The following is a 16,450-nucleotide window of genomic DNA, read 5'->3' on the forward strand; positions in this document are numbered from 1 at the left end:
CTGTATCGGGAACCGGTGAATTCCCAACCGCAGGCAGGCGTTAATCAAAAACTTCTCGATACACTCCGCTTCGCTCCGTTACTCGAAGTGACGGTTTGCCGGTTCAAATGGTTTTTAAGAAAAATGGTATCGTTAAGTTGGTATTTTTTAATAGACACGTTCATTTTGCCTTGATGCAAAACGAACCAAAAGATCAAGACCCCAAAACTTTTACGCTGCCCATTGAGCCGGCGCTGAAAAGTTTAAAACTTGCGCGGATTCGCTGTTTGTCTCTTGATCACTATTGCCGCCGCGCTTCAGATACTAAACTTTTGGCTCATGATTGCTTAATTTTTTTATTGGTTTCGCCGAACCATACATGGTTTCTCTGTGGCCTTTGCTTTTCAATTTGCTTAACGCTAAAAGTTTAATGGTCATTTGGAAGCTAAACAAATCAATTCCGTTGATCGATGAACGGCCAACGTCACTTCGAGTAGGTTTTGAAAAAACCATATCGAGAAGTTGGTGATTGAGTCTGAAATAGTGTTCTTTTGGCTTGATCCAAAACGAACCAAAAGATCAGGACCCCAAAACTTTGCCTCCGTATTTTATATTTTATTTTTGAATCGGCGAATCTCTTCGAGATTTCTTAACGCTACCCATTGAGCCAACGCTGAAAAGTTTAAACTCGCGCGGAGTCGCTGTTTGTTTTCATTTCAATTATGTAGCCGCGCTTCAGACACTAAACTTTTTTTAAGTGGCCATCTTCTTTCAATGGGCTTAACGCTGAAAGTTTAATGGTCGTTAAGGTCCCACCAGCTAATTTTGCCGATCGATAAATCGTTGCCATCAGTTCGAGTAAAAATTATTTGAAAAATAATTTTGTATCGAGAACTGGTGAACTCCCAACCGCAGGCAGGCGTTCATCAAAAACTTCTCGATACACTCCGCTTCGCTCCGTTACTCGAAGTGACGGTCTGTCAGTTCAAGTTTTTAAGAAAAATTATATAGAACGTTCATTTTGCCTTGATGCAAAACGAACCAAAAGATCAGGACCCCAAAACTTTTACGCTGCCCATTGAGCCGGCGCTGAAAAGTTTAAACTTGCGCGGATTCGCTGTTTGTTTTCATTTCAATTATGTAGCCGCGCTTCGGACACTAAACTTTTTTTAAGTGGCCATCTTCTTTCAATGGGCTTAACGCTAAAAGTTTAATGGTCAGTGGGCCCCAGATAAGCCCATCCCGTTGATTGATGAATACCGCCGTCACTTCGAGTAGGTTTTGAAAAAACCGTATCGAGAAGTTGATGTAATTAATAGAAACGTTCATTTGACTTCTTATATTTGTTAGACCACTCCGCTAGTTATCAATATTTTAAGTAAAAAAAGAGCCCACGCCGTTGTATATACTGTTAAGTATTTAGTGAGTGTTTCATATCACAACCTCACCCTGCGGGTGTACAAGCACCCTCGTTATTTTTTTCAGCTATCCGATGATCAGTTCGATACCTGCCTTTTCGGCTTTGTATTTTATCTTGGCCTGCAGTTCATAATAGCTCCAGTTGCGAAGCACAAATTCCTGCTCTTTGGCAATCCCGATCTTGTCTTCCTGGTTTTTAAGAATCAATGTGCCCGCCTGCTGCCGGATGCAGAAATCGATCAGCTGCCGGCTGTACACATGAAGGCGGTGGCTTACATATCGGCTTTCCAAATTTTCTGTTCTGTACAATGCCTTTTGTTTCCGTTTGGCCCCTTTCCCGGAACGGGCATAGGCAATGCCTGTTTGAATCCTTTTCTGGCTTGCCTGGATTACCAGCCTGCGGTATAAAAACTCTTCTTTTGATCCAATGTTGATTCGCACATTGTTGGCTTTTGCGACGATGGGATGTTCCAGGGACAGCGAAGCTTCGGCAATGATTTCGGGTTGTAAAAGATGCTTCTCCTTTTCAAATTCAAATACGGCGAGCCAGAAGATTTTCCCGGCTTTCAGCTGGACCTGCGAGGTGCAGAGCTTTATTTCTCCCCTTAACAGGCGTTCCATGACCAGCCGCTTATCCGAGAAGTCTTTCCCTAAATACGTTTTCACCGGAATCGCAAATAGATTGAAGCAAAACGCTTTCTGTTCAGGATCATACCTCATTTTGCTGATGCATTTCACCGGAAGCGGGATGGGAATGTCTTTTTTAAAGTTCCTCAGCGATTTTGTGCCCTGCCAATAATCGGCTTTGTTTTTGGAAAAGGTGGATTGAATGGTATTGTTCAGGCTTCCCAGGATATCGGTCGGGATCTCTCCTTTGAAACGGTCGAAGACCATGCGTGCGGTGGTGCTTGTTTTCGAACGGTTAAACATTCCCATCTCATCTTTGCCTGCATCGGCCAGCTTGTATCGGATGTCTTCGGTGAAGTAAAAGAAATCCTTGATCATTTCCTGGACATACAGATGGGAAACGATGAAGTTAGCCGCCCGGAAACACCGGTTCTGGTAGCGGTAGAGCTTTTCCCACATTTCATTTTTTTGATCAGATGGAACATCGATCAGCAGCTGGATTTTCCGGGTAAGGGTCATGGTAGATTTTTCCATTTCAAAAAGGTTTTAAACATCTGTTTTCTTTCTGTACATATTGATAAGCATGCAGGAATTCCCGGTGGACTTCCTTTTCAGGCAGTTGAAGTTCCCGGGCAATCACCGTGAAAGAAGATTTCTGTTCAAACCTTCTTTTTAAGATCTCGAGCTGCCGGTTGCTGAGTTTTTCCGGCTGCTCTTCGTTATCCAAAGCTTTTTCCGGTAGCTGTTCAAAAGAACTTCCTTTAATGATTTTCCGAAGGTCATCAATGGCCCTGCCCACTTCGTTGCTGATGCCTGTCACGCTGCTTCCCATGGCTTCTGCGATGGATTTGTACTGAAAGCCATATTCAAGGCAAAGTTCGATCAGGTGTCTTCTTTTGGGATCAAGTACATTTAAAACCTTATTCACTTCATCAAAATTGTTTTGATCGGATTCCTGGCTGAGAAGATGCTCCTGATCCTGCATCGGATCATAACCCACAAGATAATCCTGGTAATTCTCAAAACGTTCAAGGGAAGTGATTAAGCGGGTGAATTTATTCTTTGGAGTATTGAAATACGAGATACAGTCCCTTTTCAGAACAAACCGTAAAAAGCCAAGAATATGATTCGGCGTTTCAATAGAGTCGCGGTGCAGCCAGAGTTTGAGGAAGGTATCCTGAACAAGCGTGTCCACAACAAAATCATCCTCCAGCATTTGTTTGCCAAGCCAGAAAAGAAGCCTTTTGTATCGCAAATGGATATGTTCTAGTGAAATGGGATTGCCTTTTTTCAGCAGTTCATAGAGCTGAATATCGGTCAACTTCCGGGGGAAAGCGCCTGTTCTTTTCATCTTATCCGTCAGTTTCCTATACGGATGCGTATTAGGGATGGTGATATGGTGTGACATAGGGCTGGGATTTTTCAGCAAGTTGGCCATACCCACCCGGGTACCGAACTACGGACGAATGTATGTTACCAAATGGGAAATGTAAAAAACCGGACTGGCAGAATAGCTTATAATTTTATATCTTTGTTTTAAATCTTTAACCCATGGCAGCTACAGCACAGAAACATATCGGGAGGAACATCGCAAGAATCAGGGAAATGCGCGGCATGAAGCAGGAAATCCTGGCCGAACTCTTAGGCGTCAGCCAGCAGAAAATATCATTGTTTGAAAACGCCGAAGCCCTTGAAGATACCAAACTGGAACCCATCGCCAAAGCCTTGGAAATCTCTGTGGAAGCCCTGAAGAATTTTTCTGAGGATGCATTTTTTAATATTATTGCCAATACTTATCACAATACCAGTAATGATCACTCAACATTAATAGCAAGTTCATTAAATTATTATCCTACTTTCAATCCAATAGACAAATTGATGGAATCTTATGAGGAGAATAAAAAGCTGTATGAGCGTTTGCTGGAAACGGAGAAAGAAAAGAGTAGGGTGATTGAGGAGCTGGTGAGGAAGGTGATTAAGGGATGATTTTAAACGGATGTCTTCGATAATTTCTGGTAATAATAATCCACATATTATCTAAAGCTAAGATTTTCTGACTTTCATTATTATATTTTTTTATTTAGATGTTGTAAGCTTACATAATTGTTCTTATATTGCTATTAACAAAACTAATAATTTTATAATGAGAATTCTTCAGATTTCTGACTTTCATCTGGATAAAAATGATAGACAAGATAGTATTAGACATATTGTAGAACCACTAATAAAAACTCTTCAGGATGATAAAATAAAACCAATTGATTTAATCATTTTTACAGGGGATTTTGTAAATATTGGGGGTAAGGACTACAGAGATTTAGATGAAGCCTTTTTAGACTGCGAAGAGGTGTTCATAAAACCATTACTACAAGTTACAAATTTAAATAAAGATCGATTTTTTTTCGTGCCTGGAAATCACGATATAAATAGGGGTGCTGATACTAAGATTACAGAAAGTGGTTTACAAGTTGAATTGAATTCTGAAGCAAAAATCAACAAATATTTACTAGCCCCTGAAGGCAATAGAAGAATAGATGCATTTAAAAGATTCGAAGGTAATTTTTATGCAGGATTTGACTGTTGCATAAATAAAACTGATTTTCAATCTACCTATAAAATAAATATTAATAATACAGAAATTGGCATAGCATGTTTAAATTCGTCATGGAGATGTTATGACAGTGATAAGGATAAAGGAGTTATTTTAATTGGGGAAAAACAAATTATTGATTCCTTAGATGATATTAAAGATTGTAATATTAAAATAGCTCTAAGCCATCATCATTTTGAATGGCTTAATGAATTTGATAAAGATGTTGTAGAAGTTCTACTAAAACAGGATTTTAACATGTATTTTACTGGGCATACCCATAGTACAAAAGTGAGTTATACACAAGATCCTGATGGGAAAATGTTTTCGTTCTGTTCAAGTGGTACGCTTGTGAATAATATTAGAAAGCCTGATAGAAAATTTGAAAATGGATTCTCTATAATTGATTATGATGAAATGGCTGGAACTTTAAGCGTAACATTTTATAAAGGAAATTACCCAAAAGACAAATTTGTTATTAATACTTCTATAGGTGATGGCGGAGTTTGGAGTACTAATATTCCTTTAGATGATGAGATTGAGAAAATTGTTTTTGAACAGAAAATAATTAAGGAAATTAATGAAGAGTCTATCCCTTTGATAAATAGTCACTTGCTATCCTATGCAACTGATACAACTGCTCCTAAAATACTTAATGAAATATTTGTGATGCCAAATATTATATTTAAAGAGCAGTTTGATGCTGAAAAGAAAACAAAATCTGTTGGAAGCCTTGATGAAATAATAAATTGTACTAAAAATTATATTTTTTTTGGAACAAAGGAATCAGGTAAAACAATTTTACTAGACCGTATTTTAGTTGAAACTTTAAATACAAATAAAAGTCATCACCAAATTCCTGTAATTATAAATTTTCAAGATTTAAAAGATAATGTAACTAAATTAATAAGAGAATTTTGGAGTAAATCAATTGCTGAGACAAAAAGAATATTCAATGACTATAAAGTTCTATTGTTGATTGATAATTTAACATTTGAACCAGAGGATGAATATAAATTAAAAGCTCTAAAACATTTCCTAGAAGAGAATCCCAATGTTAGGTTTTTAGCAACCTATCAACAATTTTATGAGGAAGAGTATCCGCTAAATTTGGAATTAGTTTCACTATTCGATTTCGAATACTTAACGCTTAAACAATTTAAAACAAAACAGATAAAAGAATTAATTAAAAAGTGGTTCCCTCGCTCCGATAAATATGATACACCGCGAAAATTAGAAACATTGTCAAATGCTTTTTTATCATTAAATCTTCCTAAAACACCATTTGCGGTTTCAATGTTTTTATGGATTATTGAAAAACAGGAGAATTTCAAACCTATTAATAATTCTATATTAATTGAGAATTTTATTGAAAGACTTTTAAAAAAGCATGATGCGGTTGAAAATTTAAGAGGAACGTTTGGTTATGATAATAAAATATGGATCATATCTTATATAGCATATGAAATGTTGGAAAGGGATAATCTAAATTATTCCCTATCATACTCTGATTTTGTAGGGATAGTTGAGAAATATTTAAAAAACAAAAAATTTGAAGATTTCAGTACTAATAAAATAGTTGAAGTTTTACTTGGATCAGGTATCTTCCTAAATGAATTAAATGATATTAGGTTTAGATTTACATGTTTCTTTGAATTCTTTTTAATGAAAAGAATGGAGAAAGATTCGAAATTTAAAACATTTGTTTTGGATGAAAAAAATTATTTAAAGTTTGTCAATGAGATAGATTACTTTACAGGAATAAATCGAGGTGAAACAGATTTATTAAAATTAATAGTGAGCCGCTTAGAGGATGTTTACTCTGGCGTTGAAGAATGGATTGATGGTAATCGTAAAGAAATGGGATATAGTAATTATGATGGCTATTTTATTGATAATAATGAAAAAGGAGAAGAAAAGCCTTCCATCGCTAGTCAACTTCATGAAGAGAAAGTAATGACTTTTTTACCAGAAAATAAACCTACTGAAGAGGACTTAGAAGTTATTGAGGATGATAAATTTGAATCTAGGCCAGCAGAAGAAGGTATTGCGAAAAAAGAAGTGGGATTTAAAATAAAAGATCTTAGTAAATTGTTAATACTCTCACTAAAAATACTTAAAAATTCAGAAGAAATTCATGATGATGATAATCCAAATTTAAAATTAGATAATTATTCAACGATTCTTAATAAATCAATTCTATTTATAATTTTGCAAAAAGCTATTTTACAGCTTATTACTGAAGATAATTCTAGGGATATTCCAAAAGAGAAGATCGAGAAATTTAGAGAGATGAGTCAATTTTTGCCACTAATTCATCAAATGTTTTTATTTGACAATGTTGGGACTCAAAAACTGACATCAGTTATTCGTGATAAGATAAATAACGATATACTTGATACAAGTGGAACAATTTCTGATTTTGAAAAGGCTCTTTCTGTATTTTTATATGCTGATATAAGGGGGAAAGATTATAATGCAATTATTTCAAAATTCATTGGGGACGTCAAAACAAAGTTTATTGAAGATATGATATTTTTTAAACTTGTTACGTACTTTTTTTATCGCTCAAAGGACGAAAAAACAGATAATTTGTATTTGAACATAATAGCGGATTTAATTATTAAATCTAAAGGATATAGGAAAAATAGAAAAGGATCCATTATACAAAATTATAGAAAGAAAAAACTAATTACTGTAGGAAAAGATGGAAAGAGATCATAGATGACACTATACTAAAAAGTGTAAGTTGAAAAGTAAGGGCTTGGATTTATAATCTGAGCCTTTTTTAAAAATGAATATAATTGGTAATGTTTCGCCTTCTGTGGCGTGAGAGAAACGTTCGTGTACTATGAATAATCCTATGCTATTAAATGAAATTCCTCACGAACGTCAGAACTTTAAACCATATAGACAAAAGAGAAAATGTAACATTTCTCTTTTTGTGATCAGTGGAGTTAGAGGGATTCGAACCCTCGTCCAAACAAGCCATACCTAAGATTTCTACCTACTTATCCTGCTATTGGTTTTCGGCTGGAGGCAGAGCGCAGGCACCCAACTTCCAGCTTATCTTCTGAGGTTTCGAGCTTTACTGTTGCAGGTATGAAGCTTGTGAAGTTCTTCATTGTATTATAGCAAACACAGATCTTCATCAAGCAATAGTTTTTCTTCCGGATCAAAAAGGAATACAACTTTAAAAAAAAACAGTTTTTATCTGTTTGTTTTATTACATTGCTGCATGTTTGGGATATCCTGTTGAATGGTAAGATCAGAAAACGGTTACATCAATAGGATCATTTAGGTCATTCAAGATTTTATGATAAAGTATGGCAATAAGCAGTAAAAATAAAAGCAGGGTTGCTGTGGATAATAAGGAATACCTGTGGTGGTATTTGATGAATATGACCAGATCGAATTTGACGGCATACAGGTAAAGGCGGTCTGTTCTGATCAGACCCATTTTATAAAATATGGATTGCAGCAAGAACCGGATGATCGGAAATTGGTACTGGCATGGGAAAATTACACCAAACTGGTTCATCTGTCATTACCTCCCGTATTTGAAGATAACGAAGGGATCATAAGTACCGCAGGGATTAAGGAAATGATACGATGGTGTAAAAAAGAGGGACACCAGATTCAGTATTCATGTGATGGAAATAAGAATGATCTTACCGAAACAGAGCAGCAATTGTTGCTCAAGGAAATACAGGAAAAATTAGGATAAAAAGAGATGAAAATACATTTGGTACTCATGCTGGGTTTTTTGCTTTCATGTACAAAACAACCGGAAATGGATCCCTGGGAAAAATTACAGGTGAATACTGATTTTCAGAAAATTACCATTGACCGTCATTCTGACAGTGCAGAAGTTGTAAATATAATCTGAAACAAGGAGATTTATAATATTCCGCCCAAATAAATTGGAGCTTTTTGTTTTATTGCCCATTTTTTACTGTATTTGGTTGTTGTCTGATAACAATCACAAACATCTATTGTTGATGAAATTTTATTTTCAGCAACATTAACTTTTATTTCATTTATGAAATCTCTACCAGCAATAAAATGTTGATCTTCGATATCAGTTGAAAATTTCAATTTTATTTCAGGAGGATTATTCCAATTTATATTGTGAAAATCATTTATTGAAAAAGTTTCTTCTCTTACCGATTCATATAGACCGTATTTAATTGCATTCAGTAAATTACTTTTACCTGCATTATTATATCCAATTATAGCCATTGGTTTACTGTAACTTTGTATAGGAAAATCAAACACTTATTGAGAACCAAATGACCGATAATTTTTAACAGCAATTTTTTTTATATTTATAGAGGCCATAGTTATTAGTTTTTATTTTAAAAAGTAGTATTTTATTTTTCTAAATTTGCTTAACATCAACCATCAATTCTAATAAATTTTCGATTTCCCTTTTCAAAATACTTTTCATTTCTCCAGTGATAATTGCTTTCATGGCATCAGATTTCCAACTCTGATATTTTGGGAATTTGTAATATCCAAGTCTGGCATTTCCGCCACCTAATCTATTTTTAATTTCCACAAGTGCCGTAGTATCAACCTGATCATTTTTTGGTGCAATGCCAATAATGAAATTTTTTAATCCTCGTGCACTGAATTCAGTGAAAATCTTATAATTCTTCCATGTTGGAACTGAAAAATGAAACCCTGCCCAGCTTGTATTAACATAATCACCACGTTCACTTAATAAATCGATATTTAATTCTTCTCCTAATTCTTCAAGTTGTTTAAAAAAAATAGTATTGATAATTTCATTTTGGACATTACTGATATTCTCAGATATGACAAAAACGGCATCTAAATTTTCGGGTTGTGACAATTGATCGATTAATGCTTTATCCATGGTTGAATTTGTATTTTGATTGGTAAGATTTTTTAGATGATTGCTATATTGAATTAATGTTTCACGGACAATGGGAGACCTGACTGCTATTTCAATGCATCGTTCGAGCCACTGTATAATAATATCTTGATAAGAAACCTGTAAGTAATCCGATTTACTCAGTCCTTCTTGACAGGAATCATCTCCAAATAAGGTTAAATAAATTAATTTAAACCGATTACGGAATTTGTTTGTTCCGAAAGTATAATAACGCAATAACTGCTTATCTTGTTCTCCCGCATAGATTTTGTTTTCAATTAGGATAGCATCGCCATCTGAATTGGTTATCATAATATCTAACCTTCCAAATGTAGTCGCATATTCCCTGTGTACAGTGATATCATGATAGGCAAATGTATACTCTGGCGGCAGTAATTCCAACCTAATAAGTAACAAAATAAAAGCTTCAAAAAATTTGTGACCCAATTGATGGCTGCCATTGGGGTCTAATATTTCTGCTATGATAGAAGAATGTGTATTTTCATAATGATTAACTCCACAAATTCTAAACATATTAAAAGTGTCGTCATTCTTAGCGACTTCTAATTTGTTGTTTTTAATTATCCAATTAACCTCTCGGAGAAGCTTTTCTATTTCATTCATAATTTTAGTTTTCAGGTTTAGTTTAATATCTTCTCAAACACCCCAATCACTTTAAAATGCATCGTCTCCTCATCTCTTAAAACAATAGGTTCAAAAGATTTTGTTGATACAGGTTTTAATATAATTTCTTCATGATGCCATCCTTCTTCATCAATGATCTTTTTGCTTGAGTATTCTTTGATCGTGTAGTTTGCGCCCGTTTCACTGTCGAAGATATCATTTCCTTCAACCAAGGTGATCAGTCCGTTCCGACTGCCTGCTGAATATTTTTTAAACAAACATAAGCTTCCATTCGGAATCACTTTATTCATCGATTCACCTACTACCCTGCAGACAAAATAGTCAGTGTGATGGGTTATGTTTTTTAATTCAATATATTTTACGTCTTCTACTGATTGCAGATCGGAAAACTTCCCTGCTGCAATTTCAAGATCGTAATAGGGAACGGTAAATTCATTAGGCGTATCAACTATAGTATAGTTTTTCACCTCTTCTTTGGAATTCTTAAATGATGGAATCACCTGTGCAAAATATTTCCTCAAATTTGGATTGCAGACGTAGATATACGTTCCTTCAATTCCCCTCAGCAGTATGGTTTTGTAAATATTAATTACATAATCCAACAGGACCTTCGGATCTTTTATTGAGTTTTTACCGTTTTTATCTTTGTACCGGTCTTTGTATATAACAAACTCCTGGTTTTCAAAATCGTAATCCAGTTCAGGCCCTATAATCACGCCCGTATAATTGAGGTCATATCCTTGTGTCGTATGAATACATCCTACTTCATTAATGGCATTGTCAGAGTTTACCCAATCTTTATCAGTACTGTTCCATTGCAAAGAAGCATTTCCTATGACAATATCAAACTTTGATTTGTCTTTTTTAGAAATCCACTCCCATGCAAACCCTGCGACCATTCTGGATAGTTCTTTTTGTTTTTCCTTCCGATGAATTTGCTCTACCATTTCATTTAAATCATAAAATAATCTTAAATCATAAAATGCGATGTTATGTTGCTTTTGTTCAGTCACATCTGTTTTATCAAAAATCTGATGAACCAACTTTACGTATTGATTGCCCCCCTTTACCCTGAATTGCGTATTTAACTTTTCATTACGTGTACTCGGCAGTTGTTTTAAAGCATAAAAACTTTCCGGAGTAGCGTCAGACGGTTTGATCGATTGAAACTGGTCATAGAATATAATTGACTTCTCGCTTTGCAATTGAATCCAATCCAATTCAGAGGAGGTCATCTTATCTAAGCCTAAGAGCTCACTGTTTTTATCAAAAGTTCCGAAATAAGATCCCAGGTTAACTCTTCTTCTGAGACGGTGCCCTTCATCCACAATGAGCAGATCATACTTCTGCTTGGTTATTTCTGAAGGCCCGATCACCATTTTATGGGATAATCCTTTAATATTTTTAAAGACATTGGAGATGGTTTTTCTGAACGAAGCCATAGGGATCACCAAAGCCATATTTAAGTCTCCATATTTAGCTTTCACATTTTTCAGCAGATCAAAAAGCTCTTCATCCTGCTCATCAAAATCCGAATAATTGAAATCATTCAAATCTGTTTTTAAAAGCTTAAAAAGAAAAATTGCCAATATCGATTTACCGGTACCGGCTCCTCCCTGAATTAAACTCACTTTCGCCTGCTCATCCAAAAGACAGGTCAGGATTGTTTTCAGTCCGGTGATCTGTTCTTTTGAAAGTGATTTGTACGGAGAATATTTAAAAAGATCTGAGTTATCAATCTCATCAAGAGAATACCTGGCGATTCCCATGCTTTGCAACTTATTCCAGATACCTTTGAATAATTCCCAATACACTTCTTTTTGCTGATAATACTGGTGATTTGAAATTCCCAGATTCCCATTTTGAAGTGAATATTTACCGTCAGCAGCTATATACCTGATAAGATTAGATTCAACATCCAGGGTGGCTGATTTATTAAATATTTCACTCAGGATTAAATTGACATAACTTAAATTTTGTTTTTTTTCTGATTTTGAATGTGCCTTCAATCTGGTCAGAACATCAGTTGTTTCACCAACATAGGCTTCTTTGCTTTTTTCTTCTTCTAAAAAGTAGACAAGAGGCCAATTGATGAATTCACGGTGGTTTTCAAGTAATGTAGATTCTAAATTAGCATCAAAAGGATATTGTTGAATGGAAAAGTTCATTGGATGGTATATTTCGATCTACAGTTCGTTATATTTGGTTGCATTGCCTTTGGCTTTATCTACCGGATATTTATCTGCATTTTTTTTAATCTTATCCAGTATAATCTGATTTATATTCAACTTATGTTTATCAGCTATTAATAGCGCGTACATCAGCACATCAGCTAATTCATCTTTAAGCTTGTCCGGGTTGAAGCCCTCATTTTCTTTCCAAAGAAACAATTCTAAAAGTTCAGATGCTTCCAATGATAAGGCAATTGCCAGATCTTTGGAATTATGAAATTGTTCCCAGTCCCTTTCATCCCTGAATTTTACTATTTCCTGTATAAGCGTATCCATATCTTTCATAATGCACTGATTCATATTTTAATGCCGGTTTTCAACTTTTTTTGAATATTAACAGACCAAAGATATAAAATACCTCTTTCACATTAATGTGAATCCATAGAATCCTTAAATTTCTTAATACCTAAAATGATCAGCTAAGTTTATAGTTATTTTGTCACTAATAGCAGACTCTTTTAATTCATGCCAAAACGTTTCTACATTCATCCGGACAATAAATAATAAATTGTGTTTTGTTTTGACTAGCGGACACTTCAGCATAGATGAATTTAAGGGTAAACTGCGCATAGGATATCATTGTACAGTAGAGCATATTAAGGAAAAGAAATTTTCATAGGTTAAAGTTTTCTCAAATATAACTAAAAATCAATTCTCACCGTTACGGGAACCCGTAAATAAATAATCACGGCAGGATACGATTTATTTCAAAAGAAACAGCCCGGTATTCTACCGGGCTGTTTTATAAAAGATGATTGATTTATATCTTTACTAAAAATGCTTCAATTCGCCGCATTCCTTTCAAACCACTTGACGTAAGCCTCCACCGCTTGTTCGATAAACTTTTGGGTTTCGCCTTCTTTGAGGGCCCCGCTGTCATCGAAGAGCTCGTTGGCTTTGGCGAGGTAGACTTCGGGCTGCTGCATCACCGGCATGTTCAGGAAGACGAGGCTCTGCCGCAGGTGGTGGTTGGCCCCGAAGGCGGCGATATTGCCGGGGGAATTGCTGAAGACGGCGGCGGGCTTTTGGTCCCACACGCTGCGGCCGGCCGGCCGGGAACCGATATCGAGGGCGTTTTTCAGGACACCGGGCACGGAACGGTTGTATTCGGGGGTGATGAACATAACGCCGTCCACCTGCTGCATGGTTTCGCGGAATGCTTTGTAGGATTCCGGGACCCGGTCGTGGTCGTCGAAATCCTGGTTATAGACTTCCAGCCCGTCCAGGGAGATGATTTCAAACCGGTAGCCTTGCGGGGCCATCGGTACGATGGCTTTTGCTATTTTTTTCGAAAATGATTCTTGGCGCAGGCTTCCTGCGAGAATGCCGATGACTTTTTCCATATTGCAATATTTTAAATTAAAGGTGTATTTTATTGCGGATCAGGCAAAATGCCCTGAGGGATATTTCTCTTTTCCGGCTTTACCTGATACCACATATCCAATACAAGTATCCTGCCGCGGAGGTAATGCGGAGTCCGGTTTTGATTTTCAGGGGCTGTGCAGACCCCGGGACGGAGGCCTTCCGGCCCCTTTTCACAGGCCGGCGGCCCCTGTTTTATTGGGCTGCCATTAACGGATCAGGACTTTCCCCGTTTTTTATAGGCCAGCATCAGCATAAAGGCCAGGAAAAGACCGCCGATGATCCAGTACGGAAGGTTCCCGTACGTACGGTAATCGGTCACCGCGGTGGCCAGGCCGGTACCCTCCGCCTCTTCCAGGGTGCCTGATTTCAGAAAGCCGCGGACATCGTCGGTCGACAGGTTGGGAGAAGCCGCGAGTTGCCGGGCTGCGGCGGCATCCCTGAGTTCATAGATGGCTGACCGCATCAGCTGTGAGCTCCCGAGCGCATCGAAGTAGAAATACCGGGAGCCCGACTGCCATACGCTTCCGAAGCCGAGCGCGGCACCGGGCAGCTTCCGGAGCTCGGAAGCCCTGATGCCGTCCAGTTCCCGGAGGTGCGTTTTGCGGTTCCGGAGCCCGGTCTTCCGGCCCCAGCTTTCGGACACCGAGAGGTAAAGGATCTTATCCCCGCTCCTGAATACGTCCGGCGCGATCTCTTCCGGTTTCGCCTTCCCGAAAGGGCTGTCGCCGGCCCGTTCGACCTTTTCGCTTTCGGTATCGTAAAAGTAAATGCCGTCTTCGGAGACCCACAGAACATGGGAGGCATGGATCATATGATCGCCTAACAGGCGGTAAGGGGCTTTATCCGGGTCGAACGGCTGCCCGTTGACATAGACCATCCCCTTCCCGGGATCGATCAGATAGGTATCCCGTGACGGCACGTCGCCTTCCAGGCCTGGTTCGTACAGGTCCTGGCGGTAAGGCAGCGGCAGCCGCCGGTTGTGGTAATAGACCCTTTTTCCGTCGGTAAAATAATCGACGCTGGCACGCCCGCTTCTTTCGGGGTACCGGATCATCAGGGGCCTGAGCTGCCCGGGGTCGGCTTCCGGCATCGGCAGGCCTCTGTAGAAGGCCTGCCGGCTGCTCACCGCAATGTCCTGGTCCAGACGGGACCGGTACTTTCCGCCTTTGGGAAGCTCCACGGAGGGATACCGGTAGCTCTGCGGTTTGGCATTCAGGCCCCACCGGTACCCGATAAACCGTACGGTATAGTTCAGTCCGCCCGGCGCTTCGTCGGATTCTGTAACGCCGCCGCAGTACCAGGTGGTGGTGCCGTCGGTATAATAATGGTTCCCAAGCGCAACGGTCCGGTCCGGCCGTAAGCCTTCCAGGACCAGGTTCCCGGCATAGACGTGCCTGCCGTCATACCCAATATGGGAATCGCTGTAGTCCCCGGACAGCACCCTGAAGGTTTCCGGCCGCGCGCCCCTGACCTCGTAATAGCCGTTGCCCGCCACCAGGGCATAGACCTTCCCGTTATAGGTGGAGAACACGCCGTTCAGCTCCTTTTTTTTGCTGTCAAAATCAGCGGCCGGGTCGCTGTCGGACAGCAGCGTATAGACCAGTGTTCCGGCAGACAGCGCCATGAAGGCAACGAAAGCATACAGCAGGTAACGGTATTTGTACATGGGGTCGGTTTGTTTTAATTCCTGTCTAAAATAAGGAAAATAACAATGCGGCGAATCCGGTTCTGTTCAGCCACCGGATTCCGCATTGTACTTTCAGTGTCATGGTGACAGCCGCATACCCTACCCGATGGCTTCGGCTCTCCCCGGGGGCTGAGCGTAGCCGAAGCCACCGGCATCCGGAATCTCAACAAGAAAAAATCCCCATCCCTGCCGTGATGGAGATCAGAATTCAGTCAGCCTGTGCGGCTATACCAGAACCAATGCGCCGAGGTACGAACTGTTGGACGCCGAGGTCTCTTCGGTGTTGGTGAAGTAGACCCAAAGCTGGATCTCCTGCCCGTCATACCCGTCCGGCAGCGTGATATCCGCCGTTAAGCCTGTCCTCTCCGCCACCGATTCAAAGATTTCAAACGTGCCCGAGGCTTCGCTGTAGCAGACGGCATTCGCCTTGTCTGTGGCTGAAGCATTGCCCTGCACGGAATTGTCCTGCCATGCCAGCCTGATGACATTGCCGGCCTGCGCAACCGCCGTGATGTTCTGGAAGCCCGACAGGTCACCCCTGGTGATCAGCACCTTGCTGTACACCAGCTCCGGGACATCGCCCGTTACCTGCACCGCCTCGCTGATCGTGTACGAGACCGCCAGGTTTACCCTGGATTTCGAACCGCTCGCCGAACCGAAATACTTCGTCTGGATCGTTTTCAGCGGCTGGAGAAATCCGGTTACCAGCCTGAACTTCACCTGCTGGAGCAGCTGCTTCCCGGTGGCCTTGCGGCCGCTGCGCTTCGGCGTGCTCCGGATGATGTCCTGTCCGCGCCAGTTGGCGCCCACTACCGTTCCTACTTTTCCTGAGAACCCTCCCAGGATCCCTTTTGTGATTCTTGCCATAATGTTGGTTTTTTGGGGTTAACGGAACGAAGGTATCACGGGTTTTTCAATTTTCAATGGCCCCGGAAAGTTTTGGCAGCTTGTGTCCGGTTTTGGCAGGTTTTGGCAGCCAATGACCGGTATCATCCGGCATTTCTTCG

Annotated in this window: 12 protein-coding genes; 3 read left to right on the forward strand and 9 right to left on the reverse strand. The window is 39.4% G+C overall.

The genetic code is table 11. The annotated features are described in order from the left end of the window. Nucleotides 1–1,464 precede the first annotated feature (1,464 nt). Nucleotides 1,465–2,559: a hypothetical protein gene (locus H561_RS0119685; protein WP_027388538.1), complete on the reverse strand. Its 1,095-nt coding sequence runs from the start codon at nt 2,557–2,559 to the stop codon at nt 1,465–1,467. Nucleotide 2,560: 1 nt separating this feature from the next. Next, nucleotides 2,561–3,433, reverse strand: coding sequence for an RNA polymerase sigma factor (locus H561_RS0119690; protein WP_228372312.1), 873 nt, complete (start codon nt 3,431–3,433; stop codon nt 2,561–2,563). Nucleotides 3,434–3,576: 143 nt separating this feature from the next. On the opposite strand from H561_RS0119690, the gene H561_RS0119695 reads away from it, so the two are divergent. The 3 genes from H561_RS0119695 (at nt 3,577) to H561_RS0119710 (ending at nt 8,342) form a co-directional block, all read left to right on the forward strand. Beyond that, on the forward strand, nt 3,577–4,011 hold the full coding sequence (locus H561_RS0119695; protein WP_027388540.1) for a helix-turn-helix domain-containing protein: 435 nt from the start codon (nt 3,577–3,579) through the stop codon (nt 4,009–4,011). A 157-nt stretch (nt 4,012–4,168) separates the two neighbouring features. After that, entirely contained in the window at nt 4,169–7,339 is a 3,171-nt protein-coding gene (locus tag H561_RS0119700; RefSeq protein WP_027388541.1) for a metallophosphoesterase, read from the forward strand. 658 nt (nt 7,340–7,997) lie between these two features. Continuing rightward, on the forward strand, nt 7,998–8,342 hold the full coding sequence (locus H561_RS0119710) for a hypothetical protein (RefSeq protein WP_155845865.1): 345 nt from the start codon (nt 7,998–8,000) through the stop codon (nt 8,340–8,342). 173 nt (nt 8,343–8,515) lie between these two features. On the opposite strand, the gene H561_RS0119720 is transcribed toward H561_RS0119710, so the two are convergent. The 7 genes from H561_RS0119720 to H561_RS0119755 all read right to left on the reverse strand — a co-directional run bounded on the left by H561_RS0119720 (nt 8,516) and on the right by H561_RS0119755 (nt 16,310). Further along, the gene (locus H561_RS0119720; RefSeq protein ID WP_316929432.1) at nt 8,516–8,893 is read right to left on the reverse strand and encodes an AAA family ATPase; all 378 of its coding nucleotides are present in this window, start codon (nt 8,891–8,893) and stop codon (nt 8,516–8,518) included. A gap of 103 nt (nt 8,894–8,996) precedes the next feature. Beyond that, the gene (locus tag H561_RS23495; protein ID WP_051349468.1) at nt 8,997–10,139 is read right to left on the reverse strand and encodes a PDDEXK-like family protein; all 1,143 of its coding nucleotides are present in this window, start codon (nt 10,137–10,139) and stop codon (nt 8,997–8,999) included. A gap of 17 nt (nt 10,140–10,156) precedes the next feature. Further along, complete coding sequence (locus H561_RS0119730; protein WP_034762905.1) at nt 10,157–12,328, reverse strand: DNA/RNA helicase domain-containing protein; 2,172 nt, start codon at nt 12,326–12,328, stop codon at nt 10,157–10,159. An 18-nt stretch (nt 12,329–12,346) separates the two neighbouring features. Further along, nucleotides 12,347–12,691: a nucleotide pyrophosphohydrolase gene (locus H561_RS0119735; protein ID WP_228372313.1), complete on the reverse strand. Its 345-nt coding sequence runs from the start codon at nt 12,689–12,691 to the stop codon at nt 12,347–12,349. 482 nt (nt 12,692–13,173) lie between these two features. Beyond that, a complete protein-coding gene (locus H561_RS0119740; protein ID WP_027388547.1) occupies nt 13,174–13,734 on the reverse strand; it encodes an NADPH-dependent FMN reductase in 561 nt (186 codons plus the stop codon). A gap of 236 nt (nt 13,735–13,970) precedes the next feature. Continuing rightward, nucleotides 13,971–15,422, reverse strand: coding sequence for a DKNYY domain-containing protein (locus tag H561_RS22950; protein WP_051349469.1), 1,452 nt, complete (start codon nt 15,420–15,422; stop codon nt 13,971–13,973). Nucleotides 15,423–15,668: 246 nt separating this feature from the next. Then, a complete protein-coding gene (locus H561_RS0119755; RefSeq protein WP_027388549.1) occupies nt 15,669–16,310 on the reverse strand; it encodes a DUF6266 family protein in 642 nt (213 codons plus the stop codon). Nucleotides 16,311–16,450 lie beyond the last annotated feature (140 nt).

It is taken from the genome of Chryseobacterium gregarium DSM 19109, from assembly GCF_000430845.1.
Lineage (GTDB): Bacteria > Bacteroidota > Bacteroidia > Flavobacteriales > Weeksellaceae > Chryseobacterium > Chryseobacterium gregarium.